The sequence below is a fragment of the Micromonospora terminaliae genome (assembly GCF_009671205.1).
In the GTDB taxonomy this organism is placed as follows: Bacteria; Actinomycetota; Actinomycetes; order Mycobacteriales; family Micromonosporaceae; genus Micromonospora; species Micromonospora terminaliae.
The window spans coordinates 5,649,121-5,674,487 of the sequence record NZ_CP045309.1 but is presented as its reverse complement, the minus strand read 5'-3'; the positions used below and the strand labels follow the sequence as shown (position 1 = coordinate 5,674,487).

The following is a 25,367-nucleotide window of genomic DNA, read 5'->3' as shown; positions in this document are numbered from 1 at the left end:
CTTCAGGCGAACGGGGTGGGAGTGACCCCGGCGTCGATGAGGGCGGCCCGGACCAGCTCGGCGCAGCGCACCGCGCCCGGTGTGTCGCCGTGCAGGCAGATCGACTCGACCGGGCAGGGCACCACGCTGCCGTCGACCGCCACCACGGTCCGCTCGGTGGCCATCCGGACCGCCCGGGTGGCCACCTCGTCCGGGTCGCTGACCAGCGCGTTCGCGGCACTCCGGGGCACCAGCTGCCCGTTGGGCAGGTAGTTCCGGTCGGCGAAGCCCTCGGCGACCGCCCGCAGGCCCGCGCCCACGGCGAGCTGGGCGAGCACCGAACCCGGCGGGCAGAGCACCGGCAGCTCCCGGTCGTAGCCGCTCACCGCGGCCACCAGCGCGGCGGCCTGGGCCTCGTCGCAGGCGGCCGCGTGGTAGAGCGCGCCGTGGGGCTTGAGGTAGCGCACCCGGGTGCCGGCCAGCCGGCAGAAGGCGTCCAGCGCCCCGAGCTGGTAGATCGTCTCGTCGCGCAGGGCGGCGAATTCGTACGCGATGTGCCGCCGTCCGAAGCCGGCGAGGTCCCGGTAGCCGACCTGGGCGCCGACGGTGACCCCGCGGCGGGCGGCGGCCGCGGTGACCCGGTGCATCGTGGACGCGTCCCCGCCGTGGAACCCGCAGGCGACGTTGGCGGAGGTGACCAGCCCCAGCAGTGCCTCGTCGTCGCCCAGCCGCCAGATGCCGAATCCCTCACCGAGGTCAGCGTTGAGGTCCATGGAACGTCACCGTAGTCCCTGGGCGGGCCTGCGCGAGCGGGGTCACGTCCTCCACCACCCCGATGACCGGGTACCCGCCGGTGGTGGGGTGGTCGGCCAGGAAGATCAGCGGTTGGCCGTCCGGCGGCACCTGGACCGCGCCGAGGACGAGGCCCTCGCTGGGCAGTTCGCCGGCGACCGCGCGGGGCAGGGTCGCGCCGGCCAGTCGCGCGCCGACCCGGTTGCTGGCGGGGCTGATCGCGTACGCGGTGGTCAGCAGCCGGTCGAGCGCCGCGGGGGTGAACCAGTCCTGCCGCGGGCCGGGGCGCAGGGCCAGCCGCAGCACGGCCGTCGGGGCGGGGGCGACGGTGAGGTCGACCGGTGCCGGCGGCCCGGTCGGGGTGCCCAGGGGGAGCCGGTCGCCGTCGCGCAGCGGTGGCGGGCCGAGGCCGGAGAGGGTGTCGGTGGCGCGACTGCCGAGCACCGGCTCGACGGCGATCCCGCCGGAGACGGCGAGCCAGGTGCGCACCCCCGCCCGCGCGGGACCGATCCGCAGGGTCGCCCCGGCGGGCAGGGACAGCGGCCGGCCCACGTCCCCGGGCCGACGTTCGACAGGCGGCGCTTCGGCGGGCCGAGGCCCGGCCGGCCGGCGCCCGCCGCGCGACGCGTCGAAGGGCCCGCGCTCGACCAGCACGTCCACCGGCGCGCCGGTGAGGGCCACGCCGACGGCCCGGCCGAACCGCAGCGTGCAGCCGGTCAGGGTGATCTCCAGTCCGGCGGCGTGCTCGGGGTTGCCGACGAGCCGGTTGGCCAGCCGCAGGGCGGCCGGGTCGAGCGCGCCGGAGCGGGGCACGCCGAGGTGGGCCCAGCCGGGGCGGCCCTGGTCCTGCACGGTGGTGAGGGCACCGGCCCGGAGCACCTCGATCACGGGTCGACCAGCCGGACGCGGGTACCCGGGGTGAGCCGGGCCGGCGGGTCGGCGTGCACGTCGAAGAGGACCAGGTCGGTCCGCCCGACGAGCAGCCAGCCGCCGGGCGAGGCGGTCGGGTAGATCCCGGCGTACGGGCCGGCGAGCGCCACCGAGCCGGCCGGCACCCGGGTACGCGGGGTGGCGAGCCGGGGCACGGCCAGCTCGGCGGGCAAGCCGGTGAGGTACGCGAACCCCGGCGCGAACCCGCAGAACGCCACCCGGAACTCCGTCCGCCGGAGCCGCTCGACCACGGCGGGCACGTCGACGCCCCAGTGCTCGGCCACGGCGGGCAGGTCCGCGCCGTCGTACACCGTGGGGACCCGGACCTCGGCGGTGCCGGTGGTGGCGCTGGCACCCTTCGGGGTCCACCGGGCGATCCGCGCGGCGGCCGGCACCGGGTCCGGCACGCCGTCGAGCAGGACGGTGGCCGCCGCCGGGACGATCTCGACGGCGCTCAGCTCCCCCGTTGTCCGGCGGCGCCACAGCTCAGCCCGCCAGGCCTCCACCTGCTCGGGGCCGTCGCAGTCGAGCAGCAGGGCGTGCGCGCCGACGGGCCGGATCCGCATCCCGTCATCCTCGCGTCGGCGACCGTGACGGTCCACACTACTTGCAAGTAACCTACGGTGTCGTAACCTGTTTGGCGTGACCACCTCCGCACCGCTCCGGCTCAAGCCGGTCGACATCGGGAAACCCCGCATGCGCGGCTGGCTGCACACCTACGCGTTCTTCGCCGCGCTGGTCTGCGGCATCGTGCTGTGCTCCATCGCCGCCGCCCGCCCCGGCTGGGCCCCGCTGGTGAGCTGCCTCATCTACAGCCTGACGGTGTGCGGTCTCTTCGGGACCAGCGCGCTCTACCACCGCCGGGTCTGGTCGGAGCGGGGCTACCAGGTCATGCGCCGGCTGGACCATTCGATGATCTTCGTGTTCATCGCCGGCACCTACACGCCGTTCTGCGCCCTGCTGCTCGACACCCGGCACGCCACGATCATGCTCAGCCTGGTGTGGGGCGGGGCCCTGGCCGGAGTGGCGCTCAAGCTGATCTGGCCGCACGCCCCGCGGTGGGTCTCCGCCCCGCTCTACCTGGCGCTCGGCTGGGTCGCGGTGGCGATGCTGCCGGAGATCCTGCACGCCGGTGGAGTCACCGCCCTGGTCCTGCTCAGCGTCGGCGGGGCGATCTACAGCGTGGGCGCGGTCTTCTACGCGCTGCGCCGGCCCAACCCGTGGCCGACCGTCTTCGGCCACCACGAGTTCTTCCACGCCTGCACGCTGGTCGCGGCCATCTGCCACCACGTGGCGATCTACTTCGCGCTGTTCGCCTGACGCCGGCCGGTCCGGAACGCACGCGAGGGCCCCGCGCCGTTGCGGGGCCCTCGACAGTTCGTGGTGCGGGTCAGGCCGGGTAGCCCGAGCCCGGGCGGCGCACCTCGCGGTACTCCTCGCGCACGACCCGGTCGTCCTGCACGGGCACGACCGGCTCGGCGACGACGCGCTCCCGCACCGGGGCGGCCACCACCCGGCGGCGGCTGTTCCAGAAGTAGAGCGTGGTGATCAGGCCCGCCACTCCGGCGAGCATGAGCACCCAGCCCACCACGTTCAGGTTCAGCCATCCCAGGTTGGCGTCGATGGCGAACGCGAAGATCGCGCCGAGCGCGATGAGGAAGATGCTGGCACCGATGCCCATGACGTCGCCTCCTTGGCGTCCTGCTGGCGTTTCTGCCCGCCGCGGCCATGGTTGAGGTAGCGGCGCACATCGACATACCCAGGCGCGGAGATCGCCAATCAGGCAAGCTGAGCGCATGACCGACGGCAGGAACCAGCAGCGGACGTTGGTGCTGCTGCGACACGCCAAGGCGGAGCAGTCCCAGGAGATGCCGGACGAGGAGCGGCCGCTGACCGCGCGGGGGCACGCCGACGCGGCCGCGGCCGGCGCCTGGCTGGCCCGGCACGCGCTCCTTCCCGACGTGGTGCTCTGCTCGACCGCCAAACGGACCCGGCAGACCTGGCACGGGGTCGCGCTGGGCGCGACGGGATCCCCGCCGGAAGGGGGTCCGGCGGGGTCGGCGCCCGCGGTGCGCTACGAGCCGGCCGCGTACGACGCGCACCCGGACGCGCTGCTGGAGGTGGTCCGGACGGTCGACCCCAAGGCCGCCTACGTGCTGCTGATCGCCCACAACCCGGGCATCTCGCTGCTCTCCGCGCTGCTGGACCCGGAGCGGGCGGATCCGGACGGGCTGCGCACCACGGACCTGGTCGTGCACCGGCCCACCACCCGGTGGGCCGAGCTGGGGCCGGGCGGGGCGCCCATCACCGGCCGGCACACCGCACGCGGCTGAGTCACCGGCCGGCACACCGCACGCGGCTGAGCCCGCCGTGCGGCGGGCTCAGCCGGTCAGGACGGTGGGGCGGTGGGCGGCGGCGGATCCGGCGGCGGGGGCATCATGGCGGTCGGGTGCGAGAGCCGGTTCTCCTCCACGATGAGCGTGCGTGCCCGCTTGCGGCGGTCCTGCCAGAACCAGAGCGTGGTGAGCAGCACGCCCAGCCCGGCCAGGATGAACACCCAGCCGACCGCGCGCAGGTCGATCCACCAGACGTTGGCCCGGATGGCGAAGGTCATGATCGCGCCGAGCGCGATGAGAAAGATGGCGCTGCCAATGCCCATGTGCGCTGCACTCCCCTGTGCGGTGGCCCTTGGGCGTGCTCCTGTCGTGGTCCACGGCGGTTACCCGCCAGGGGGCCGGGCTACCGGCCGCGGGGGGAAAACACGGCGGCGGCCGGCGAGCTGTGCGCTCGCCGGCCGCCGGTCGTCAGGGCCGAAAACCCCAGCGGGGATCAGAACGCCTCCTCCGGGAGGTCCATGATCTCCAGGTCGGCGCCCTCGATGATCCGCCGGTCGGCGCCGATGCGCGGGAGCACCTCGCGGGCGAAGAACCGGGCGGCGGCCACCTTGCCGGTGTAGAACGCCTTATCGGTGGCGGAGACCTCGCCGCCGAGCGCCTGCAACGCCACGTCCGCCTGCTTCTGCAGCAGCCAGCCGACCACCAGGTCGCCGATCGCCAGCAGGAACCGGCGGCTGCTCAGGCCGACCTTGTAGAGGGCCCGGGTGTCGCCGCCCTGTGCCTCGGCCAGCCAGCCCGTCATCACGCCGAGGATGTTCTGGATCTCGCCGAGCGCCTTGCCGAGCGCCTGCCGCTCCTCCTTGAGCTGGCCGTTGCCGGCCTCGGAGGCGATGAACTCCTGGATCTCGCCGGCGACCGCCATGAGGGCCTTGCCGTTGTCCCGGACGATCTTCCGGAAGATCAGGTCGAGGCTCTGGATCGCCGTGGTGCCCTCGTAGAGGGTGTCGATCTTGGCGTCCCGGACGTACTGCTCCAGCGGGTAGTCCTGGAGGAAGCCGGAGCCGCCGAAGGTCTGCAGCGACTCGTGGCCGAGCAGCTCGTACGCCCGCTCCGAGCCGACGCCCTTGACCAGCGGCAGGAGCAGGTCGTTGACCCGCTTGGCCAGCTTGGTGGCCTTCTCGTCACCGGCCGCCTCGGCGACCGCGACCTTGTCCTGCCAGGTGGCCGTGTAGCAGACCAGCGCGCGCAGGCCCTCGGCGTACGACTTCTGCATGAGCAGCGAGCGGCGCACGTCCGGGTGGTGGGTGATGGTCACCCGCGGGGCGGCCTTGTCGGCCTGCTGGACCAGGTCGGCGCCCTGCACCCGGTTCTTGGCGTACTCCAGGGCGTTCAGGTAGCCGGTGGAGAGGGTGGCGATCGCCTTGGTGCCGACCATCATCCGGGCGTACTCGATGATCATGAACATCTGCCGGATGCCGTCGTGCTTCTCGCCGAGCAGCCAACCCTTGGCCGGCACGCCGTGCTCGCCGAAGGTCACCTCGCAGGTGTTGGAGACCTTCAGGCCCATCTTGTGCTCGACGTTGGTGGCGAAGACGCCGTTGCGCTCGCCCAGCTCGCCGGTCTCCTCGTCGAAGTGGAACTTCGGCACGACGAAGAGGGACAGGCCCTTGGTGCCCGGGCCACCGACGCCCTCGACGCCGACCGGGCGGGCCAGGACGTAGTGGACGATGTTGTCGGTCAGGTCGTGCTCACCCGAGGTGATGAAGCGCTTGACGCCCTCGATGTGCCAGGAGCCGTCCGGCTGCGGGACGGCGCGGGTACGGCCGGCGCCGACGTCCGAGCCGGCGTCCGGCTCGGTCAGCACCATGGTCGAGCCCCACTGCTTCTCGATGAAGAGCCGGGCCCATTTCTTCTGCTGCTCGGTGCCCTCGACGTGCAGCACGTGCGCGAAGGACGGGCCGGAGGCGTACATCCAGATCGGGGCGTTGGCGCCGAGCACCAGCTCGGCGAGCGACCACCAGAGGGCGCGCGGGGCGTTGGTGCCACCGAGGACCTCCGGCAGGTCGAGCCGCCAGAACTCGGAGTCCATGAACGCCTGGTAGGACTTCTTGAACGACTCCGGCAGCGGCGCGGTGTGCGTCGCGGGGTCGAAGACCGGGGGGTTGCGATCGCTGTCCGAGTAGCTGGCGGCCAGGTCCTCGCGGGCCAGGCGGTCGACCTCGGAGAGGAAGCTACGGGCGGTGTCGACGTCCAGGTCCGTGTACGGCTCCTGGCCGAACGTCCGGTCCGCCCCGAAGACCTCGAACAGGTTGAACTCGAGGTCCCGAAGGTTGCTCTTGTAGTGGGTCATGCTCGCTGGCCCCGCTTCCGGACAGGTGTTACCGATCAGTAACTCCAGACTGTATTACTCGCGGGTAGCCAACGACAAGCCGATCTCCGAAGTGACAGCGATTACACACTTCCGGTTCACCCGATCGTGGCCCGGCCCGGCTCAGGTCTCGGCCGCGCCGACCTCCCAGCTCGGCACAGGCGTGGCCGCGGCGCTGCGCGGCCCGGTGTACTCCATCAGCACCAGCGCGATGTCGTCGTCCAGCCGGCCGTGCACCCACTCGACCAGGGCGGTCTCCAGGGAGGCCAGACCGTCGGCGACCGTCCCGTGGCCGAGCAGCCGCCAGGCCCGGTCGGCGGTCGGGAAGAACTCCCCGTCCCGGCGCGCCTCGCCGAGCCCGTCGGTGAAGAGCAGCAGCCGGTCGCCCGGCTCCAGCCGCTCGACCCGGGGCCGGACCACCGGCATGAAGCCGAGCGGCGGCGCGGGCGCCGGCGGTTCGAGCGGGATGACCGCCCCCCGGCGCAGCAGCAGCGGTGGCGGGTGGCCGCAGTTGACGATGGTGAGGGTGCCACCCCGTTCCTCGACCAGCGCGGCGGTGACGAAGTCCTCGTCGCCGACGTTGCGGGCCACGGCGCGGTCCAGGTCGGTCACCACGGCCCGCAGGTCCGCCCGCTCGTACGCCACGTGCCGGTAGGAGCCCAGCACGATGCTGGCCAGCCGGACCGCGTCCAGCCCCTTGCCGCGTACGTCGCCGATGATCATCCGGACGCCGTACGGGGTGTCCATGGCCTCGTACAGGTCACCGCCGATCTCGGCGGTCGCCGTCGAGGAGATGTAGCGGGCGGCCACGGCCAGAGTGCCGACCTGCGGGCCCAGCGAGCGCAGCACCGCCTGCTGGGCCACCGAGGCGAGCCGGGACAGCTCCGCGATCCGCTCGGACTGGCGCTGACGGACCGCCGCCACCGCGCCGGCGATGGCGGTGGCCAGCGCGATCCCGGCCACGTTGACCGCGGTGACCAGCGACATCGTCTGCTCCGCCAGGGCGAACGCGGCCCCGATCCCGGTGGCGAGCAGGCCCACCCCGAGCACCACTCGCCAGGACGCGAGCGCGGCGGCGAGGAACGGGGCGGCCACCATCAGCGCGACGTAGTGCGCCGGGCGCCCGTCGGCAAGCTCGACGGCCGAGACGATCGCGAGCAGCGCGAGGGCCGCGCCGAGGCCGGCGCGGGATCCGGGGCTCAGCGGGCCGTGGCCCGACTGGAAGGGTTGCGTGCGTACATCGGACAGCATGCCTGATGGACGTGAACGGGTGAATGAACCTGACCCGTCGTCCGAGGATGTTCTGGCCGGCCGGATCCCGTCACCGACCCGATCGCCGCCGGCCACCCGGTCAGCCGAGGACCTCGTACCTCACCGTCAGCTCGCCGAGGTCGGTCGAGGCGATCGCCGCGAAGGCGGCCCGGGACAGGTCGAGGCACCGGCCGTCGATGTACGGCCCACGGTCGTTGATCCGGACCACGACCGACTTGCCGTTGGCCGGGTTGGTGACCCGGACCTTCGTGTTGAACGGCAGGGTCTTGTGGGCGGCGGTCAGCGCGTCCGGGTTGAACGTCTCGCCGTTCGCGGTCATCTGCCCCTCGTCGTAGAAGGACGCGCCGCAGGAACCGCTGTCGATGACCTTCGCGGACGTGGTGGTCTTCTTCGCGGTCGGCTTCGGGCTGGCGGTCCGGGTCTTGCTCCGGGACGCCGCCTGCGTCCGGGTGGCCGTCGGGCTCGGGGTGGCCTTCGGCGAGGGGCTGAGGCTCGGCGACGCGCTCGGCGAGGCCGAGGGAGACGCCGACGTGGGGGCGAGGGTGCTGGGCAGGGCCTCGACGGCGGCCGGCTCGGCGGCGGGCTCGGCGGAGGTGAGCTGGACCGCGCCGACGGTGCCGCCGATGGCGAGCACCACGCCGACGGCCGCGGTGGCGGCGATGCCGGCCGGCGAGGAGAACTTGCGGGTACGAAGGTGCCTACCAGCCACCGCCCGGTCCTTTCGTCTGCGGAACAAACCGGCTCGGACCGTAACGAGAGAAGCACTTCGGAAGTCAACGTGATCATGGTGCTATGCCCGCATTTACCCTGGTACGTGTAGCCGTTCAGGCGAGTACCCCTCAGCCGAACGACGGAAGGAGCGCTGGCCGGGACCGGTGCGGCGATGCCTGGTGCCGGTGCACCAGGATGGACGGCGTGCTGAGCCGACGCCTGGTCGAGCTGTTCCGCTGGGTCGACCCCGGCCCCGCGAGCAGCCACCTGGTCAGCGACCTCTCCGGCTGGTGGCGGGATCCGCAGGTGCTGGCCGGGGTCGGGCCCGCGCTGGCCGGTCTCTTCCCGGCCGCCCGGCCGACCGTCGTGATCTCCCCCGAGGTGACCGGGCTGCTGCTCGGCCCGCTGGTCGCGGTGGCCGCCGGGGCCGGGTTCCTGCCGGCGTACAGGGACGGCGGGGAGCGGCGCCGGGTCGGGCCGATGCGCTGGGCCGAGACACCCCCCGACTACCGGGGCCGGCAGCTCCGGATCGGCGTGGACGCCCGCCGCCTCGGCCCCGGTGACCGGGTGCTGCTGGCCGACGACTGGGTGGCCACCGGGGCGCAGCTCGACGCGCTGCGCCGCCTGGTGGACGGCAGCGGGGCCGAGTTCCTGGGGACGGCCGCGCTCGTCGCCACCTGTCCGGCGCCGGTCGCCGCGCGGCTCGGGCTGCGCGCCCTGCTCACCGGGGAGCAACTGCCCTGAGGGTTGACCTCAAGGGAGCTTCAACTCCGAAGATCGACGCATGGACGACGGCATCCTCGACGAGGCGTACCAACGGCTGCACCGGACCGGCCCCGAGTTCGAAGGCTGGCTCTCCAACCACGGACCGATGGCGGTCGAGGCGCTGGTGCGCCACGGCCACGGCCCGCGGGTGCACCGCTGGCTGGACGACTACGTGCGCCGGCTGGACGAACTGCCGCGCGGGCTGCGGCCGATCGACGACTGGCGGGCCGCGCTCGGCGACCCGAAGCGGGCCGGCGACTGGCTCGCCCACTTCGACCGGGAACTGCACGAGCGCCCCTGGCGCCAGGTGCTCGGCGAGTGGTGGCCGCGGCTGCTGCCGGGCATCGCGGCCGGGGCGACCCACGGGGTGATCCGGGTCGGGCACGCGGTGCGGGTGCTGCGTACCGACGGGGAGAATCCGCAGCGGCTGGCCGAGCTGGGCCAGGCCCTCGGCTACTGGGCCGCGCGCTGGCAGCCCGTACCCGGCGCCGGCCCGCTCACCGGGCGGTCCGACGTGCCGGCCGCCCTCGCGGCGGTGCCCCGGATCCCGGTGCAGACCGGCGGGATCCGGGACCGGTTGGGCCGGCTGCCCGACCTGCCCGGCTGGTCCGGCGCGGCGACGGGACTACGCCCACCGGCCGACCCCGCCGATGCCGAGCGGACCCTCACCGAACTGGTGCACCGGGCCGGGCTGGACTACCTGCGGTTCGGGCACGGCAACCCGGTGATGCTGGTGCACGCGGTGACCGCGCCGACCGCGGTCCTGCGTACCCTGCCGGCCCTGGATCCGGCGCTCTGGGCGCCGAGCGTCGCCGCGGCCTGGTCGGCCACGGCCGCCGTGACCTCGGTGTACGCCCCACCCACGCCGGCCCCCGCACCGAAGGTCACGGACGGCGGTCCCGCGGAGGTGTTCGCCCGGGCGGCCCGGCACGGCGACGCACACGTGGTGAAGCTCGCCGACGCGGTGCTGGAGGCGCACGCGGCGACCGGCGACGCACGGGTGCTGGCCGCCGCCGGCTACGCCGGTCAGCTCATCTGACGAGATCCTCGACGGCGGTGCGGACCCGGCCCGGCACCTCGGCGGAACGGCCGGCGAAATCCCGCGACGGGCCGGCGGCCGGCCGTTAGCCTCGGCAGGATGTGGCCCCGCATCGGTGGACTCCGCACCCTCGCCCTCGGCACGCCCGGTGAGCTGCGCACCACCCTCAACACCCTCGTGCTCTCCGGCGTGAAGACCGCGACGGCCGGCCTGCTGACCGACGAGTACGCCGCCGAGAACGAGGAGCTGGAACAGGTCGGCGAGCGGCTCGTCCTGGTGGACGACGACGACAAGCTCATCGGCGTGGTCGAGGTCACCGGCGTCGAGGTGGTCCGCTTCGCCGACGTGTCCTGGGACTTCGCCCGCTCCGAAGGTGAGGGTGACCGGTCCATCGAGGAGTGGCGCGAGGGCCACCGCCGCTACTGGGCCCGGGTGGGCTTCCCGGTCGACGACGACACCAAGGTGGTCTGCATCCGGTTCCGGCTGGTCTCCGCCGGCGACGGCGGGATCAGCACCGGCGACCTGGGCACCTGACCGGTCAGGCCCGGCGCAGCTCCGGCAGCAGCTCCGCCGCCCGGACCAGCACCGCCTCGTCGCCCGCGTACCAGCTGCTGGCCCGGGGCCAGTGCGTCACCACGTCGGTGAAGCCCAGCCGGGCGGCCCGGGCGACCTGCTCGGCGAAGAAGTCGGCGCTGGTGAGTGAGAACGCGGGTGCCGAGTCCAGCGACAGGTAGCGGTCGAGGGTGACCGGGTCACGCCCGGCCTGCTCCAGCGTCGCGTCGAGCCGGGCGGACAGCTCCGCCACGCTCGACCACCAGCTCTCCAGGTCGTCGCCCCCGAGACCGGTGGTCACCCAGCCCTGCCCGAAGCGGGCGACCAGCCGCATCGAGCGGGGCCCGTTCGCGGCGACCACGAACGGCACCCGGGGCTGCTGGACGCAGCCGGGATTGTTCCGCGCGTCGACCGCGGCGAACCACTCGCCGCGCCAGGTCGTGCCGTCCTCGCGCAGGATCAGGTCGAGCAGCTCGGTGAACTCGGCGAACCGGTCTACCCGCTGCCGCGGCGGCAGGGTCTCGCCGCCGAGGACCGCCGAGTCGAAGCCGATGCCGCCGGCCCCGAGGCCGAGCAGCACCCGGCCCCCGGAGACGTCGTCCAGCGCGGTGACCTGCCGGGCGAACGCCGCCGGGTGCCGGAAGTTGGGCGAGGCGACCAGGGTGCCGAGGCGGATCCGGGAGGTCACCGTCGCGGCGGCGGTCAGCGTGGTCATCGAGTCGAACCAGGGGCCGTCGACCAGGTCGCGCCACCCCAGGTGGTCGTAGGTCCAGGCGTGGTCGAAGCCCCACTCGTCCGCCTGCTGCCAGCGCCGCCGGGAATCCGACCAGCGCTGGTCGGGGAGGATCACGATGCCAATCCGCATGATCGCCAGGGTACGACCCGGGCCGGACAGCCCGGCCCGGGTCGACCGACTACGCCTCCACCAGATCGGCGACCACGCAGGCGATGTTGTCGGGCGCACCGGCCTCGTACGCGAGGTCGACCAGGCGCCCGACGGCGGTCTCCGGGTCGTCGGCCCCGGCGAGCGCGGCGTGCAGCGCCTCGGGCTCGACCACTGCGGCGAGCCCGTCGGAGCAGAGCAGGTAGCGGTCCCCGGCCAGGGCCGTGCGCAGCGCCAGATCGGCCTCGACCTCGCCGGCACCGAGCGCCCGGGCCAGCAGGGCCCGCTGCGGGTGCGCCAGGGCCTCGGCCGGGGTGAGCCGGCCCTGGTCGACCAGTGACTGGACGTAGGTGTGGTCCTGGGTGAGCCGGGACAGCTCGCCGCCGCGCAACAGGTACGCCCGGGTGTCCCCGACGTGCACGAGGCCCAGCCGGGTGCCGCGCCGCAGGATGGCGGTGAGGGTGGTGACCGGCTGGTGGGCGTCGGTGGCGTGTGCGCGTACCGCCCGGTCGGCGGCGTCCACCGCGTCGGCCAGCGCGGCGAGCAGTTCGGTGGCCGGCTCGTCGGCCGGTTCCAGCGGCCGCAGGGCGTCCACGGCGGCGGTGCTGGCGGCGGCCCCGCCCAGGCCCCGCATGCCGTCCGCCACGGCGAGCAGGCTCCCGCTGGCGTACACGGTGTCCTCGTTGGAGTCCCGGACGGTGCCGGTCTCGCAGCGGGTGGCGTACCGGAAGGTGGTCTCGGACATGGTGGTGCCCCTCTCGGTGAGCTGTTCGACGAGGAGCGCGACGGCACGACCGCGGGCCGCCGTGTCGGCGCTGACCCGCCGCCACCAGGCGTCCACCGCCTCGGCGGCGGCGTCCGGCGGCAGGCCGCAGACGGCCTGGATCTCGGCCAGCGGCATCCCGGCCCGGCGCAGCGCGGCGATCAGCCGGGCCCGGTCGAGCTGGGCCGGCGCGTAGTACCGGTAGCCCGAGTGCGGGTCGACGGCGGCCGGTGGCAGCAGCCCCAGCTCGTCGTAGAGCCGCAGCGCCTTCGGCGTCAGGCGCGCCGCGCGGGCGAACGCCCCGATCGTCAGCAGCTCCACGGACCCATCCTCCTCGCGCCGGTCGCGTTCCTCGTGCCGGTCGCGGCGACCGGCACGGACCACGCTGGGCCTTGCCGCAGGGGCAGGGTCAAGGCGTTGACGATGTATCGATCACTTATATATGTTCCCGGTGTGACGCAGATGCGGGAGCCCACGTTCCTGATCCTCACGGCGCTCGCCGGCAGCCCCCGGCACGGCTACGGGATCATCCAGGAGGTCACCACGCTCTCCGCCGAGCGCGTCACCCTGCTGCCCGGCACCCTCTACACGGCGCTGGACCGGCTCACCGCGCAGGGCCTGGTCGAGCCCGACCACGAGGAGGTGGTCGACGGCCGGCTGCGCCGCTACTACCGGCTCACCTCGGTCGGCCTCGACGCCCTCCGGGCCGAGACCGCCCGGCTGCGTCAACTCACCACCGCCGCCGAGGCCCGGCTGCGCGCCCTGCGCCCCCGCACCGCCTGACCCGCGTCCCGCCCACGCCTTCCGACCGCACGCCTTCCGACCGCAGGGGAGACCATGTCGCTCGCCCGCCGCTACCGGCGCCTGCTGCTCGCCTACCCCCGCGCGTACCGGCGGGAGCGCGGTGAGGAGATCCTCGGCCTGCTGCTCGACGGTGCTCCCGCCGGGCGGACCCGCCCCACCCTGCGCGAGGCGGCCGACCTGGTCCGGGCCGGCCTGCGCTGCCGCCTCGGCCGGCCGGCCAGCAGCACGGTCGGCGTGTGGGCCGTCCTCACCGCGCTGATCTGCGGGCTGTTCACCGCCGCGCTGGCCAGCCGGGTCGCCTGGGAGACCTCCCGGCCGCAGCCGGACCGGGCCGAGTTCGTCGCGGTCTTCGCCGAGGCGTTCCCCGGGCACCGCCTTGGCGAGGACGTGTCGACCGCCCGCGCGCTGTTCGTCTTCTACGGCCAGCCGGTTTCCCGGGCGTCCCTGCGCGGCCTGCTGCTCGGCGACGGCGGCGAATACCAGGAGGGGTCGGCCGGCGGCTCGGCGACCGGCCCGATGCCGACGTCCGAGGCGGAGACGCTGGCGACCGCGCAGCAGCGTCTCCGGGCCGCCGGCTGGCAGGTGTACGAGCCGACCTCCGAGGTGCTCCAGACCTGCGCCGACCCGCGCTGCGACCCGGCGAGCCAGCCGGTCGAGACCGTCCTGGTGGCCCGCCGGGGCGACACCGTGCTGACGGCCACCTTCGACGATCCCCGGTCCTTCGGCTCGTACCTCGGGGTGGCGTTGCAGCGGGCCGCACCGCCGGCCGTGCTGCCCGCCGCCGTGCTGGCCGGGCTGCTCGGTGGCGCGCTGGCCTGGCTGGTCTTCGGCTGGGCGAGCCGACGCACCGAGGGCAGGCGGCGGGCGCCCCTGCTGCTGGGGGTCACCCTGTTCTTCTGGTGGGTGCCGGTGCTGCTCGCCACGTCGTCGCTGGCCCGGCACCACCTCGACGAGCCGCACCCGAGCTGGCACCCGCTCTGGGAGTGGCTGGGTCAGCCGACCCTCTCGCTGTTCTTCCTGATCGGCCTGGCCAGCGCGCTCGCCCTGCTGCTCACGGCACTCACGCCACGCCGGGACCCGCGCCCGCTGACCGCGCGCCTCGGCTGAGTTTCGCCAGCATCCTGCCGAGGTGCGGCTCGACGCTGCCCGGCGCGGCCTCGGCCACCTCGCGCGGCGTCCACCAGCGGACGGCCCGGAACTCGGCCGGGTCGGGGATCAGCTGCTGGTCGCGGCTGCCGGACAGCACGAACCAGAGGCTGACGTCGGTGTGCCGCTCCTCCGGCGGGCCGACCGTCCCGGTCACCGTGAGGAAGGCCGGGCGCTCGCCGAGGGCCGGCGCGAAGACGGCCGGCACGCCCAACTCCTCGACCATCTCCCGGCGTACGGTCTGCGCGGGGTGCTCGCCCGGCTCGACGTGACCGCCGCTGGGCAGCCACATCCCGGCCTTGCGGTGGTCGACCAGCAGCACGGCCCCGTCCGTCTCGTCGCGGAGCAGGAAATAGGCCACCAGGTGCGGCGAGGGCGTGCGCGGCTTCGCCCGGCGGAAGATGTCCTCGGTCGTGGCCAGCCAGGCCAGCGTCGTGGCGCGGTGCCGCGCCTCCAGCTCGTCGCCCGGCGTCAACGCCTCGACCAGCGCCCGGATCTCGTCCCGCACGCCGTCATGCTGCCAGCCGGGTCCGACAGCCTCAGTCCGCCGGGGCGGGGTTGGCGTCGACCGCGGCGCGGACGAACTCGCGTACCCGGGTGGTGGTGTTGCTGGCCAGCCACACCGGGCCGCGCCGGATCGGCGGCGCGTCGTGGATCGGCACGTACGCCAGGTCGGGGCGGGCGTGGTAGTGCCGGGTCTGCTCGCCCACCGGCAGCACCCCGCGTCCCATGGCGACCAGGGCCAGCATCTCGGAGAAGCTGCCGCCGACCGGGCCCCGCGGCACCGGCCGCCCCGCCGGGGTGCGGTCCGGGGTGCGGTCCCGCTTGAACGCGGCCGAGGTCACCGCCGGGTACTGCACCACGGGATGGTCGCCCAGCACCTCCAGCGACACCGACTCCGCGCCGGCCAGCGGATGGTTCGCGGCCACCGCGAGCACCCGGGCCTCGTGCAGCAGCGCCGGGCCGTTCGCCATGCCGTCGAAGGGGTACGAGGCGATCAGCACGTCGATCGAGCCGTCCCGCAGGCTCGACCGGGTGGTGGCGAGCGGGGCCTCGTGGACGTGCACCACGCAGTCCGGGTGGCGCTCGCCGAACAGGGTGACGGCCCGCAGCAGCACCGGTGCGGTCGACTCACCCACGTACGCCACCCGCAGCTCGCCGGCGAGCCCGCGCCCGGCGTCGACGGCGCGCTGGACGGCGTCCTCGATGCCGGCGACCAGGGGACGCAGGTCGTCGGCGAGGCGGGCGCCGATCGGGGTGAGGCGGACCACCCGGCTGGTCCGCTCGAAGAGCGGCGCACCGATCCGGCGTTCCAGCTTCCGCACCACGTGGCTGATCCGGCCGGTGGTCACCCGCAGCCGCTCGGCGGTCCGCCCGAAGTGGAGCTCCTCGGCGAGGGTCAGGAACGTCTCGACCTCGTACCGCTCCAGCACCACCGACCCCCCATCGTTGAATCCTGGTCAACGATCGTAGCCCGATCGCGTCTTGGTCCGGACGGCGCCGCGGACGAGTGTTGACGGTGTTCCCACCGCACTCAGGAGGACCACATGAATCCCGTCACCACCTATCTGACCGGCCTCGACGCTCCGCTGCGCGAGACCGCCGAGAAGCTGCGTTCCGTCATCGAGGCCGCACTGCCCGAGGCCACCGGCGCGATGTGGCACGGCCACCCGGTGTGGGGGCTGGGCGACCGGCCCGGACAGACCCCGGTCTGCCTGGTCAAGGCGTACCCGGCGTACGTCACCTTCGGCCTGTGGCGGGGGCAGGACGTTGCCGACGACTCCGGCCTGCTCGTCCCGGGCGCCCGTCGCATGGCCTCGGTGAAGCTGCGCGCCGTGGACGAGATCGACCCGGAACTGTTCACCGGCTGGCTGCGCGACGCGTACGCGCTGGAGACCCGGTGAGCGCCGTGCGGGTGACCGGCTTCGACCACCTGGTCCTCGCCGTCACCGACGTCGAACGGTCCCTGGCGTTCTACTGCGACACCCTCGGCCTGGCACCGGTACGCGTCGACCGCTGGCGCGCCGGCGAGGTGCCCTTCCCCTCGGTACGCGTCAGCGCCGACACCATCATCGACCTGGTCTGCGGCGAGCCGGAGGGGTCGAACGTGGACCACTTCTGCCTGGTGGTCGAGCCGCTCGACTGGGCTGCCGTGGTCGAATCCGGTGTGTTCACGGTGCTGACCGGGCCGGTGCCGCGCTTCGGGGCGCGCGGGACGGCCACGTCGATCTACGTCCGCGACCCGGACGGCAACACCGTCGAGCTGCGCTGGTACCCGGGGTCTTGACTTCCAGTCCGCTCGAAGCCGCAGAGTGGCAACCGGCGGATCCACGACGGGACGGGAGCGGATCATGAAGCGCACGTTGGGGCGGAGCGGCATCGAGGTCAGCGCGCTGGGCATGGGCTGCTGGGCGATCGGCGGCCCGTACGCCGGCGGCGAGAACCAGTACGGCTGGGGCCGGGTCGACGACGCCGAGTCGACCCGGGCCGTCCGCCGGGCCCTCGACCTCGGCGTCACCTTCTTCGACACGGCGAGCAGCTACGGCGCCGGGCACAGCGAGGTGGTGCTCGGCCGGGCGCTCGGCACCGACCGGGACCGGGTCGTGATCGCCACGAAGTGGGGGTTCACCTTCGACGAGCGCACCCGGGAGGCGCTCGGCACGGACAGCAGCGTCGCGTACCTGCGCGAATGCCTGGACGGCTCGCTGCGGCGGCTGGGCACCGACCACGTCGACCTCTACCAGCTCCACCTCGGCGACCTGCCGGTCGCGGAGGCCCTGGACCTCGTCGCCCCGCTGGAGGACCTGGTCACCGACGGCAAGATCCGGGCGTACGGCTGGAGCACCGACGACCCGGAACGCGCCGCCGCCTTCGCCGCCGCCGGCCCGCACTGCACGGCCGTCCAGCACGACATGTCGGTGCTGGCCGACCGGCCGGCGATGATCGAGCTGTGCGAGCGGGCCGGGCTGGCCAGCATCAACCGGGGGCCGCTCGCCATGGGACTGCTCAGCGGCAAGTACGCCGACGGCCGCACGGTCGCCCGGGACGACGTGCGGTCGCAGAGCTACGACTGGATGACGTATTTCCGCGACGGCGCCGGGGCGCCCGAGTGGCTGGCCCGGGTGGAGGCCCTGCGGGAGGTGTTCGCCACCGGCGGCCGTACGCCGACGCAGGGCGCGCTGGCCTGGCTCTGGGCACGCAGCGGGACCACCGTCCCGATCCCCGGCTTCCGCACGGTCGCCCAGGTCGAGCAGAACGCGGGTGCGCTCGCCCAGGGCCCGCTGCGGCCGGACGAGTTCGCCGCCGTGGAGGAACTGCTGGCCGACCTGCGGGTTGCTAGCGTCGCCTGATGCCCGAACTCGAACGGCTCGCCCTCCGGCACGCTCCGGCGCTGCTCCGCTTCGAGCAGGTGAACCGGGCGTACTTCGCCCGGTTCGTGCCGGACCGCGGCGACGACTACTTCCGCGAGTTCAGCGACCGGCTCCTCGGCCTGCTGGCGGAACAGGGCACCGGGCTGTGCCACTTCCACGTCCTGGTCGAGCCCGAGGACGGCGCCGTGCTGGGCCGGTTCAACCTGGTGGACGTCGCCGAGGGCAGCGCCGAGCTCGGCTACCGGGTGGCCGAGCGGGCCGCCGGGCGCGGCCTGGCCCGGGAGGGTGTGCGGCGCGTCGCCACGCTGGCCCGCGAGGAGTACGGGCTGCGGCAGTTGGTCGCCTCGGCGGCGCTGGCGAACCCGGCCTCGCTGGCGGTGCTCCGGCGGACGGGGTTCGTGCCGGTCGAGGAGGCGCTGCTCAACGGCCAACCCTCCCTCCGCCACGTCCTCGACCTGACGTGAGGCCGACGGTCAGGACGGGCGTACGGGCATGCCGTAGATGCCCTGGTCGCCGAACTGCGCGCTGTCGACCAGGAGCGGGTGGACGCTCCACCGGGCTGCCAGCTTGAGCACGTCCTGTTCGTTGGGCGCCGACTCGTACCAGGCGTCCCAGTCCTCCTCCTGCCAGTCCCGCCAGTTGTCCCCCCAGCCCCGGAGGCCCTTGCCGACCTCGCGCTCCTCGGGGGTGGGCTCACCGATGAACAGCGGGACGTCACCGTCGAAGGTGGCGAACGCCCGCACGACGACCCCGTCGACCGCGTGCGCCCATCCGTGGGAGAACCAGCCCCGCTCGTTGACGAAGAACTGGACCTCACCCAGGCGCGCGCTCAGGGCTGCGAACCACTCCGGAAACCGCGGGTCGGTGGCGCTGTAGTCGAACGTGGCGAGATCCCGCCGGCCGTGCGCCAGCGTCCACCCGTCCACGGGACCGGCGACGTAGACACCGGAGACGTAGGCACGGTCGGTGCCCTCGTCCCAGGAGAGCCGCTCGCGGGCGGCCAACCGCAGCGCGTCGGCGACCTCCTCCGGGCTCCGCTCCCGCACGGCGAGCCACGTGGTCTTGAAACCGAATCCCATGCGCTCATCATGGCGTCGACCGGTCACGGGCAGCACCCGGCCATCCGGTCAGCGTTCCTGACGGGGCGCGCCTCAGCGGCGGTTGCGGGACCGGCCTACGCCACGGCTGGGAGGATCGGATGCATGCCCTCCCTGCCTCGATCCAGCGCGGCAACCCCCCGAATCGTCGGAAAAGAGGATCTCGCCGACGTCACCACCGGCCAATTCCTGGACGTGCTGAAGATCCTCACCGTCATCCTGACGCTGCCGCAGTCGGCCGCCGACCGCGTCGACGCGCTCGTCGTGGCCACCGGTCAGGGCGAGGAATGGCGTCTCACCCATGCGATCCGTGCCTGGGAGGCGAACTCGTCGCTCCGCCATCTGCTGGTCGCGAACGGGAATCCCGCCGAAGAGACCTACATCGAGATCACCCTCGATCACCTACGGAGTCTCGGCCTTCGTCGCCTCGACGGGGTGTTCGCCTCCCGATCATCCCGCTGCCCGTGACGGTTGCCCCTGACACGCCGGTTCCGGAAACGGGAGCGGCGGCCTACGATCTCGTGCCCGGGGAGGTCAAGCGCATCCTCGCCTACCGGGACAGTGGCTGGACCGCCCCACCGGAGGAGGTGCAGCAGTACCTCCGGTGGCTGTGGAGCCAGCACGAAGACCTTCTCGTCCCCCGCCCGATCACACCGAACGGCCAGGTGGCAGGCCATGTCAGTGGTCGTGTCAGTGCCGTGTCAGGGGGGTGACAGGCCGGCTCCCGATAGTTGGCCGCATGACAGCAGCGATTGAGGTATCAGGGCTACGAAAGGCCTACAAGGACAAGGTCGTGCTCGATGGCATCGACCTCGACGTTCGCGCCGGCTCGATCTTCTCCCTGCTCGGCCCGAACGGGGCGGGCAAGACGACGACGGTGAACGTCCTGACCACGTTGATGAAGGCCGACGCCGGGACGGTACGGGTCGCCGGGCACGACGTCGCGACCGAGACCCGGGCGGTGCGGGCGGCCATCGGGGTCACCGGTCAGTTCGCGGCGGTGGACGAGCTGCTCACGGGGCAGGAGAACCTGCAGCTCATGGCGGACCTCAAGCGCGTCGGTTCCGGCGAGCGGGTCGTCGCGGAGTTGCTGGAGCGGTTCGACCTGGTGGAGTCGGCGCAGAAGCCGGCCTCGACCTACTCGGGCGGTATGCGCCGGAAGCTGGATCTGGCGATGACGCTGGTCGGCAAGCCGCGGATCATCTTCCTGGACGAGCCGACGACGGGGCTGGACCCGCGCAGCCGACGCACGATGTGGGAGATCATCCGCGAGTTGGTGGCCGATGGCGTCACCATCTTCCTCACCACCCAGTACCTCGAGGAAGCCGATCAGCTCGCCGACCGGGTCGCGGTGCTCGACCAGGGCCGCCTGGTCGCCCAGGGCACTCCCGACGACCTCAAGCGGCAGGTCCCCGGCAGTCACGTCCGGCTCCGGTTCGCCACCGCCGCCGAGCTCGACGCGGCCGCGCGGGTCCTCACCGACGCCAAGCGGGACGACGAGGCGCTGGCGCTGCGGGTCCCCGGCGACGGGGGGACGAAGTCGCTGCGGGCCCTGCTGGACCGCCTCGACGAGCACGCGATCAGCGCCGACGAATTCTCCGTCCACACCCCGGATCTCGATGACGTCTTCCTCGCCCTGACGGGCCACGGCACGGAGGTGACCGCCAAATGAGCGCCAAGTCCCACTCGATCATCATGTTGCGTCGCAACTTCAAGCACATCACCCGGAACCCGACCTCGGTGTTCAACGCCGTCCTGATGCCGCTCGTGATCATGTTGATGTTCGTCTACATGTTCGGAGACGCGTTCAACGTCGGTGTCGACTACATCGACTACGCGACGCCGGGGCTGATGCTGCTGGCCGTCTGCTACGGGCTCGGGGCCACCGCGACATCGGTGAACTCCGACATGACCAAGGGCATCATCAACCGGTTCAAAGCCATGGACGTCTCCCGGGGCGCGGTGCTGGCCGGTCACGTCGTCGCCAGCGTACTGACCAACCTGATCGCCATCGGGGCGCTCGTCGGGGTGGCCTTCCTGCTGGGATTCGACCCCTCGGCGAGTTCCCTCGACTGGCTCGGCGTGGTCGGCATCGTCCTGCTGCTCGGTGTCGCGGCCGGCTGGCTCACGGTCGCCCTGGGGCTGGCGGCGAAGTCGCCGGAGACGGCGGGCCTGGCCGCGGTGCCGCTGGTCATGCTGCCGTTCTTCAGCAGCGCGATCGTGCCGGCAGACAAGATGGGGCCGGGCCTGCGGCAGTTCGCCGAGTACCAGCCCTTCACGCCGATCATCGAGACCCTGCGCGGGCTGCTCAACGGCGCACCGGACACCGGCGACGCGATCACCGCCGTCGCCTGGTGCATCGGCATCGCCCTGGTCGGCTACCTCTGGGCGCGGTCGACCTTCAACAAGCGCGCCTGACCTCCGACGACCCGACGGCGCGCGTTCGCCCGCGGCGAGCGCGCGCCGTCACCGTCCGGGCCACCCGACGACAGATCACGCACCGACAAGAGGAGTAACAGCATGCCCACCTTCGCCACGCCCGGACCCGTAGCCGCCACCGTCGTCGTCGCCGGCGCTCATGTGCGGGTCACCGCGAGCGACCGCACCGACACCGTGGTGCTGGTCGAACCCGTCGACAAGGCCAGCCCGTCGGACGTCCGGGTGGCCGACAAGACCAGGGTCGACTTCGCCAACGGTCGCCTGTCGGTCAAGACGACCGCCTCCGGGGACCGGAACGGTTCGGTCGCCATCACGATCGACCTGCCCGCCGGCTCCAGCCTGGTGTCGTACCTGGCGCACTCGGACGTCCAGGCGGACGGCTCGTTCGGGGAGTGCGAGCTGCACATGGCGTCCGGCGGCGTGCGGCTCGACCGCATCCGGGCACTCCAGGCGAACATCGGGGGCGGCGAGGTCACCATCGGCCACATCGCCGAGCCCGCGACCATCGAGGGCGCGGCGTTCGCCCTGCGGATTGGCGAGGTCGCGGACACGGTTACGTTGTCGAGCTCCGGCGGGCGGGTCTGGATCGGCCACGCGTCGGCCGACCTCGACCTCAGCAGCGGCAGCGGCGGCTTCGACATCGACCGCGCCGACGGCAGCGTCACCGCCAAGACCGGCGACGGCGCCATCCGGATCGGCCGGTTGACGCGTGGCCGGGCGGAGCTGTGGAACCACGCCGGGAACATCGAGGTCGGCATCGGCGAGGGCACCGCCGCCCGGGTGGACGCCGACAGCAAGCGTGGATCGGTACGCAACTCCGTTCCGTCCCGGGACAACCCCGGCACGTCCGGCGACACGCTCACCGTGCACGCCCGCACACGGCACGGCGACATCACCGTGCACCGCGCCGCGAGCTGAGGGCGCTCGCCACGTTCAGGAGGCGAGGGTGACCGTGACCAGCTCGGACCAGTTGGTCTGCGCGCCCTCCCGAGCCGCCTCGGCGTACCGCGTGTCGCCGAGGCGGCTCCGCGCGGCCTGCTCGATCCGCGCCACGTCGGGGTGGGAACGATCCGGCAGGCCGCGTACCCCGGCGCTTGCCCCGAGCAGCCGCGCGGCCTGCTCGAAGTCCTCGCCGCGCAGTGCCAGGTCCGCCACCCCGACAAGCACCTGCGCGACCAGGGGCGCGTGTCCCGCCTCGGCGGCCGCCCGGCAGGCCGCCGCGTGGTGCGTACGGGCCTCCCCGAGAGCGCCGGCCAGGCAGCCCAGCTGGTGGTGCGTCGCCGCGCGGATGCTCGGCTGCTCCGCGTCGTCACCCAGCAGGGTCGTCCCGATGGCGAGCTGCTGGTACGCCTCCTCGACGTTGCCGCGCCAGCGGGCGAGTTCGGCCGTCGAGAGGGCCAGCTCGGCCAGCGCGTCCGGCCAGGTGACGCCTTCCGCGCACCGGCTCGCCTGAGCCAGCGCCGCAGCGCTGGACTCCTCATCGCCCAGCAACCAGTACAGCTGCGCCTGCCGCGCCCGCATCCGGATGACGTCCTCGAGAGCACCGACCTCGGTGACGGCCGCGATCGCCTGTTCGTAGAGCTCACCCGCGCGGGCGAACTCGCCGCGCACGGCGATGCGGTCCGCCAGCTCGCACAGGGCCATCGAGATTCCGTACCGCTCGCCGAGGGCCCGGAACTCGGCGAGCGCCCCTTCCAGGTACGCATCCGCGTCCCGACCGCCCTGGCCGAGCATGATCCGCATCTTGCCGAGGTGGAACCGGGCCAGTGCGCGTACCCAGGGGTCCCCGTCGTCGAGCAGTGGTTCCCACGCGGGCAGGAATTCGCCCGGCGCCGCCAACATGCGCTCCAGCGGCACGACCAACCCGAGCAGCGGGTTGCGGGACTGGCTGCTCCGGCTGAACCGGTACGCCTTGTGGATCCACTCCGCCGCGTCGTGCTCGTCGCCGCGCCCGGAGCCCTCGAACAGCACGACGAGCGCGTACACGATGGCCCTGATCTCGTCGGGCACGTCGCCGGGCGTCTCGGTGGCCGCGATGACCAGCTCGATGCCTTCGGCCTTGTGCCCGCTGAGCCACCAGTACCAGCCGGCGCCGGCCGCGAGCCGCATCGCCGCGTGGGCGTCGCCGGCCGCGAGCGCTCCCCGCATGGCGGAACTGATGTTGTCGTGCTCGGCACCGAGGGTGGCGAGCCAGTCCAGCTGCTCGGCGCGGCGGAGGTGCGGCTCCGCGGTCTCGGTGAGTTCGGTGAAGTAGGCGAGATGCGCCCGGCGAGCCAGGTCCGCCTCCCCCGCCTCCGCGAGCCGGTGCCCGGCGTACTCCTTGATCGTGCCGATCATCCGGTACCGCGGCGCGCCGTCGCCCGCGGCGACCAGCAGCGACTTCTCGGCCAGCGCGGTGAGCAGTTCGAGCACGTCCTCCGGCTCGACCGCATCGCCGGCGCAGACCCGCTCGGCCGCTTCCAGGCTGGCCTCGCCCGAGAACACCGCGAGCCGCCGCAACACCGTCCGTTCCGCGTCGCTGAGCAGCTCCCAGCTCCAGTCGACCATCGCGCGCAGCGTCCGGTGCCGCGGCAGGGCGGTACGGCTACCGCCGGTCAGCAGCCGGAACCGGTCGTCGAGGCGGTTGGCGAGCTGGTCGACGGACATGGTGCGCAACCGGGCCGCGGCCAGCTCGATCGCGAGCGGCATACCGTCCAGCGCCCGGCAGACCCGCACCATCGTCGCCAACGTGCGGGCGTCGGCGCCGAGATCCTTGCGCACCGCGCCCGCCCGGTCCCGCAGCAGCCGGACGGCGGGAGAGGACTCAATCTCGGCGGGTGCAGCGTCGCCCGCCGGCAGGGCCAGTGGCTCGACCAGCCACAGCGCCTCCCCGGTGATACCGAGCGGTTCCCGGCTCGTCGCGAGGATCCGCAGCCGTTGGCACTCCCCGAGCACCCGGTGGGCGAACGTCGCCGCCGACTCGATCACGTGCTCACAGTTGTCGAGGATGAGCAGGGCGTCCCGGTCGTGGATCGCCGCGATGAGCCGGTCCGTCACGTCCAGGTTCGGCGCCCCGCCCAGCAGGGCGTCGCGGAGGCCGAGCCCCGTGAGGGTCGCCTGCGCCACGTCGCCGTCCGCGCCGATGGCCGCGAGCTCCACCAGCCAGGCGCCGTCCGGCAGGTCGTCGAGCAGGGTACGCGCGGTCTCCGTGGCCAGCCTGGTCTTCCCCGAGCCGCCCGGGCCGATCAGGGTGGTGAGCCGATGCTCGGCGATGAGTTCGCGGACCGCGGCGACATCCGCGTCCTTGCCGACGAAGCTGGTCAGCTCGGCCCGCAGGTTGGTCTTCCGGTTCTCCTCCCGCCGCCGTCCCGACTCGCCCCGCAGCAGTGCGACGTGCAGGGCGGACAGCTCCGGCGACGGGTCGACACCCAGCGCGTCGGCCAGGGACTCCCGCGCGCGCTGGTAGACGAGCAGCGCCTCGGTGTCGCGACCGGCCGCGACGAGAGCACGCATCAGCGCGGCGACCAGCCGCTCCCGCACCGGGTGCGCGGCCACCAGGTCGGTCAGTTCGGTGACCAGCTCCGCGCCGTTGCCGAGGCTGATCTCCGCGTCGAACCGGTCCTCCAGGGCACCCAGGCGCAGTCCCTCCAGCCGGGTGACCGCGGCGTCGAACGCCGCGCTGTCGGTGAGACCGACATCCTGCATGGCGCCACCGCGCCACAGGGCGAGGGCCTCGCGCAACAGCCGTACCCGTCGGGGGTCCTCGTCGTTCCGGGCCTGGCTGACCAGGCGTTCGAACCGTACGGCGTCGACGGCCTCGGGTTCCACCGCCAACCGGTAGCCGTCCGTCAGCCCCTCGACCGACCCCTCCGGCAGCGCCTTCCGCAGCCGGGAGACCAGGCGTTGCAAGGCGTTCGCCGCCTCGGCGGGCGGGCGCTCACCCCAGATCCAGTCGACGAGCGTCGCCTTCGGCACCACGTGACCGGGTTCGAGCGCGAGCGCGATCAACAACGCGCGCAACCGGGCGCCCGGTACGTCGGCCAGGACGTGGCCGTCGATGCGCACCTCGAACGGTCCCAGCATCCCGATCTGCACCTAGCGGATCTTGCCACGGAGAGGTGGCCGGCCTCCAACCCCTGAT

At 73.3% G+C, this 25,367-nt stretch carries 29 protein-coding genes; 15 read left to right on the top strand and 14 right to left on the bottom strand.

The genetic code is table 11. The features are described from left to right. Positions 1 to 2: 2 nt before the first annotated feature. The 3 genes from GCE86_RS26195 to GCE86_RS26185 are packed head-to-tail and all read right to left on the bottom strand — an operon-like array spanning position 3 to position 2,267. Positions 3 to 752, bottom strand: coding sequence for a LamB/YcsF family protein (locus tag GCE86_RS26195; RefSeq protein WP_154229370.1), 750 nt, complete (start codon positions 750 to 752; stop codon positions 3 to 5). Continuing rightward, the gene (locus GCE86_RS26190) at positions 736 to 1,758 is read right to left on the bottom strand and encodes a 5-oxoprolinase subunit C family protein (RefSeq protein ID WP_204341718.1); all 1,023 of its coding nucleotides are present in this window, start codon (positions 1,756 to 1,758) and stop codon (positions 736 to 738) included. The genes GCE86_RS26195 and GCE86_RS26190 overlap by 17 nt, the downstream gene beginning before the upstream one ends. Next, positions 1,656 to 2,267 carry a 5-oxoprolinase subunit B family protein gene (locus GCE86_RS26185; RefSeq protein ID WP_154229368.1) on the bottom strand — a complete coding sequence of 204 codons (612 nt, stop codon included), beginning with the start codon at positions 2,265 to 2,267 and terminating at the stop codon, positions 1,656 to 1,658. The genes GCE86_RS26190 and GCE86_RS26185 overlap by 103 nt, the downstream gene beginning before the upstream one ends. 76 nt (positions 2,268 to 2,343) lie before the next feature. Here GCE86_RS26185 and trhA point away from each other — a divergent pair, with 76 nt between their 5' ends. Continuing rightward, complete coding sequence (trhA, locus tag GCE86_RS26180; RefSeq protein ID WP_154229367.1) at positions 2,344 to 3,021, top strand: PAQR family membrane homeostasis protein TrhA; 678 nt, start codon at positions 2,344 to 2,346, stop codon at positions 3,019 to 3,021. A 70-nt stretch (positions 3,022 to 3,091) separates the two neighbouring features. On the opposite strand, the gene GCE86_RS26175 is transcribed toward trhA, so the two are convergent. Beyond that, positions 3,092 to 3,382: a DUF6458 family protein gene (locus GCE86_RS26175; protein ID WP_091264555.1), complete on the bottom strand. Its 291-nt coding sequence runs from the start codon at positions 3,380 to 3,382 to the stop codon at positions 3,092 to 3,094. Positions 3,383 to 3,497: 115 nt separating this feature from the next. Between GCE86_RS26175 and GCE86_RS26170 the strand changes: the two genes are divergently transcribed. Next, on the top strand, positions 3,498 to 4,034 hold the full coding sequence (locus tag GCE86_RS26170; protein WP_154229366.1) for a SixA phosphatase family protein: 537 nt from the start codon (positions 3,498 to 3,500) through the stop codon (positions 4,032 to 4,034). A gap of 56 nt (positions 4,035 to 4,090) precedes the next feature. Here the strand turns inward: GCE86_RS26170 and GCE86_RS26165 are convergent, their stop codons facing one another. From GCE86_RS26165 to GCE86_RS26150, 4 genes are all read right to left on the bottom strand, one after another. After that, the gene (locus GCE86_RS26165; RefSeq protein WP_013283345.1) at positions 4,091 to 4,360 is read right to left on the bottom strand and encodes a DUF6458 family protein; all 270 of its coding nucleotides are present in this window, start codon (positions 4,358 to 4,360) and stop codon (positions 4,091 to 4,093) included. 170 nt (positions 4,361 to 4,530) lie between these two features. Beyond that, entirely contained in the window at positions 4,531 to 6,387 is a 1,857-nt protein-coding gene (locus GCE86_RS26160; RefSeq protein WP_154229365.1) for an acyl-CoA dehydrogenase, read from the bottom strand. Positions 6,388 to 6,528: 141 nt separating this feature from the next. Continuing rightward, entirely contained in the window at positions 6,529 to 7,656 is a 1,128-nt protein-coding gene (locus GCE86_RS26155; RefSeq protein ID WP_154229364.1) for a PP2C family protein-serine/threonine phosphatase, read from the bottom strand. A 100-nt stretch (positions 7,657 to 7,756) separates the two neighbouring features. Then, positions 7,757 to 8,386, bottom strand: coding sequence for a septal ring lytic transglycosylase RlpA family protein (locus GCE86_RS26150; protein ID WP_154229363.1), 630 nt, complete (start codon positions 8,384 to 8,386; stop codon positions 7,757 to 7,759). Between the two features lie 197 nt (positions 8,387 to 8,583). Between GCE86_RS26150 and GCE86_RS26145 the strand changes: the two genes are divergently transcribed. From GCE86_RS26145 to GCE86_RS26135, 3 genes are all read left to right on the top strand, one after another. Beyond that, positions 8,584 to 9,132 (top strand): phosphoribosyltransferase, encoded by a 549-nt coding sequence (locus tag GCE86_RS26145; protein WP_204341648.1) that lies wholly within the window; start codon positions 8,584 to 8,586, stop codon positions 9,130 to 9,132. A 40-nt stretch (positions 9,133 to 9,172) separates the two neighbouring features. Beyond that, the gene (locus GCE86_RS26140; protein ID WP_154229361.1) at positions 9,173 to 10,192 is read left to right on the top strand and encodes a questin oxidase family protein; all 1,020 of its coding nucleotides are present in this window, start codon (positions 9,173 to 9,175) and stop codon (positions 10,190 to 10,192) included. A gap of 99 nt (positions 10,193 to 10,291) precedes the next feature. Further along, the gene (locus GCE86_RS26135; RefSeq protein ID WP_154229360.1) at positions 10,292 to 10,726 is read left to right on the top strand and encodes an ASCH domain-containing protein; all 435 of its coding nucleotides are present in this window, start codon (positions 10,292 to 10,294) and stop codon (positions 10,724 to 10,726) included. Between the two features lie 4 nt (positions 10,727 to 10,730). On the opposite strand, the gene GCE86_RS26130 is transcribed toward GCE86_RS26135, so the two are convergent. Further along, a complete protein-coding gene (locus tag GCE86_RS26130) occupies positions 10,731 to 11,609 on the bottom strand; it encodes an LLM class flavin-dependent oxidoreductase (RefSeq protein ID WP_154229359.1) in 879 nt (292 codons plus the stop codon). Positions 11,610 to 11,658: 49 nt separating this feature from the next. After that, positions 11,659 to 12,711 (bottom strand): MerR family transcriptional regulator, encoded by a 1,053-nt coding sequence (locus GCE86_RS26125; protein WP_154229358.1) that lies wholly within the window; start codon positions 12,709 to 12,711, stop codon positions 11,659 to 11,661. Positions 12,712 to 12,852: 141 nt separating this feature from the next. Between GCE86_RS26125 and GCE86_RS26120 the strand changes: the two genes are divergently transcribed. Both GCE86_RS26120 and GCE86_RS26115 read left to right on the top strand, forming a co-directional pair. After that, the gene (locus GCE86_RS26120; protein WP_154230680.1) at positions 12,853 to 13,173 is read left to right on the top strand and encodes a PadR family transcriptional regulator; all 321 of its coding nucleotides are present in this window, start codon (positions 12,853 to 12,855) and stop codon (positions 13,171 to 13,173) included. A gap of 54 nt (positions 13,174 to 13,227) precedes the next feature. Further along, positions 13,228 to 14,301, top strand: coding sequence for a hypothetical protein (locus GCE86_RS26115; protein ID WP_154229357.1), 1,074 nt, complete (start codon positions 13,228 to 13,230; stop codon positions 14,299 to 14,301). Here the strand turns inward: GCE86_RS26115 and GCE86_RS26110 are convergent. Together GCE86_RS26110 and GCE86_RS26105 are read right to left on the bottom strand one after the other, a co-directional pair. Then, positions 14,255 to 14,848, bottom strand: a complete 594-nt coding sequence (locus GCE86_RS26110) for an NUDIX hydrolase (protein WP_154229356.1) — start codon at positions 14,846 to 14,848, stop codon at positions 14,255 to 14,257. The genes GCE86_RS26115 and GCE86_RS26110 overlap by 47 nt on opposite strands. 31 nt (positions 14,849 to 14,879) lie before the next feature. Next, on the bottom strand, positions 14,880 to 15,773 hold the full coding sequence (locus tag GCE86_RS26105) for a LysR family transcriptional regulator (RefSeq protein WP_154230679.1): 894 nt from the start codon (positions 15,771 to 15,773) through the stop codon (positions 14,880 to 14,882). A gap of 114 nt (positions 15,774 to 15,887) precedes the next feature. On the opposite strand from GCE86_RS26105, the gene GCE86_RS26100 reads away from it, so the two are divergent. The 4 genes from GCE86_RS26100 (at position 15,888) to GCE86_RS26085 (ending at position 18,175) form a co-directional block, all read left to right on the top strand. Continuing rightward, a complete protein-coding gene (locus tag GCE86_RS26100; protein WP_154229355.1) occupies positions 15,888 to 16,244 on the top strand; it encodes a DUF1801 domain-containing protein in 357 nt (118 codons plus the stop codon). Next, entirely contained in the window at positions 16,241 to 16,627 is a 387-nt protein-coding gene (locus GCE86_RS26095; RefSeq protein ID WP_154229354.1) for a VOC family protein, read from the top strand. The genes GCE86_RS26100 and GCE86_RS26095 overlap by 4 nt, the downstream gene beginning before the upstream one ends. 64 nt (positions 16,628 to 16,691) lie before the next feature. Beyond that, positions 16,692 to 17,690: an aldo/keto reductase gene (locus GCE86_RS26090; protein WP_154229353.1), complete on the top strand. Its 999-nt coding sequence runs from the start codon at positions 16,692 to 16,694 to the stop codon at positions 17,688 to 17,690. Then, positions 17,690 to 18,175, top strand: coding sequence for a GNAT family N-acetyltransferase (locus GCE86_RS26085; protein WP_154229352.1), 486 nt, complete (start codon positions 17,690 to 17,692; stop codon positions 18,173 to 18,175). The genes GCE86_RS26090 and GCE86_RS26085 overlap by 1 nt, the downstream gene beginning before the upstream one ends. A 9-nt stretch (positions 18,176 to 18,184) precedes the next feature. Here GCE86_RS26085 and GCE86_RS26080 read toward each other — a convergent pair whose 3' ends face one another. Then, the gene (locus tag GCE86_RS26080; RefSeq protein ID WP_154229351.1) at positions 18,185 to 18,790 is read right to left on the bottom strand and encodes a hypothetical protein; all 606 of its coding nucleotides are present in this window, start codon (positions 18,788 to 18,790) and stop codon (positions 18,185 to 18,187) included. Positions 18,791 to 18,913: 123 nt separating this feature from the next. On the opposite strand from GCE86_RS26080, the gene GCE86_RS26075 reads away from it, so the two are divergent. The 4 genes from GCE86_RS26075 to GCE86_RS26060 all read left to right on the top strand — a co-directional run bounded on the left by GCE86_RS26075 (position 18,914) and on the right by GCE86_RS26060 (position 22,165). Continuing rightward, positions 18,914 to 19,276 (top strand): hypothetical protein, encoded by a 363-nt coding sequence (locus tag GCE86_RS26075; RefSeq protein WP_338106328.1) that lies wholly within the window; start codon positions 18,914 to 18,916, stop codon positions 19,274 to 19,276. Between the two features lie 271 nt (positions 19,277 to 19,547). After that, complete coding sequence (locus GCE86_RS26070) at positions 19,548 to 20,480, top strand: ATP-binding cassette domain-containing protein (RefSeq protein WP_154229350.1); 933 nt, start codon at positions 19,548 to 19,550, stop codon at positions 20,478 to 20,480. Beyond that, positions 20,477 to 21,226 (top strand): ABC transporter permease, encoded by a 750-nt coding sequence (locus GCE86_RS26065; RefSeq protein WP_154229349.1) that lies wholly within the window; start codon positions 20,477 to 20,479, stop codon positions 21,224 to 21,226. The genes GCE86_RS26070 and GCE86_RS26065 overlap by 4 nt, the downstream gene beginning before the upstream one ends. A 102-nt stretch (positions 21,227 to 21,328) precedes the next feature. Next, positions 21,329 to 22,165 carry a DUF4097 family beta strand repeat-containing protein gene (locus GCE86_RS26060; protein WP_154229348.1) on the top strand — a complete coding sequence of 279 codons (837 nt, stop codon included), beginning with the start codon at positions 21,329 to 21,331 and terminating at the stop codon, positions 22,163 to 22,165. Between the two features lie 15 nt (positions 22,166 to 22,180). On the opposite strand, the gene GCE86_RS26055 is transcribed toward GCE86_RS26060, so the two are convergent. Further along, positions 22,181 to 25,321: an ATP-binding protein gene (locus tag GCE86_RS26055; protein ID WP_154229347.1), complete on the bottom strand. Its 3,141-nt coding sequence runs from the start codon at positions 25,319 to 25,321 to the stop codon at positions 22,181 to 22,183. Positions 25,322 to 25,367: the final 46 nt, after the last annotated feature.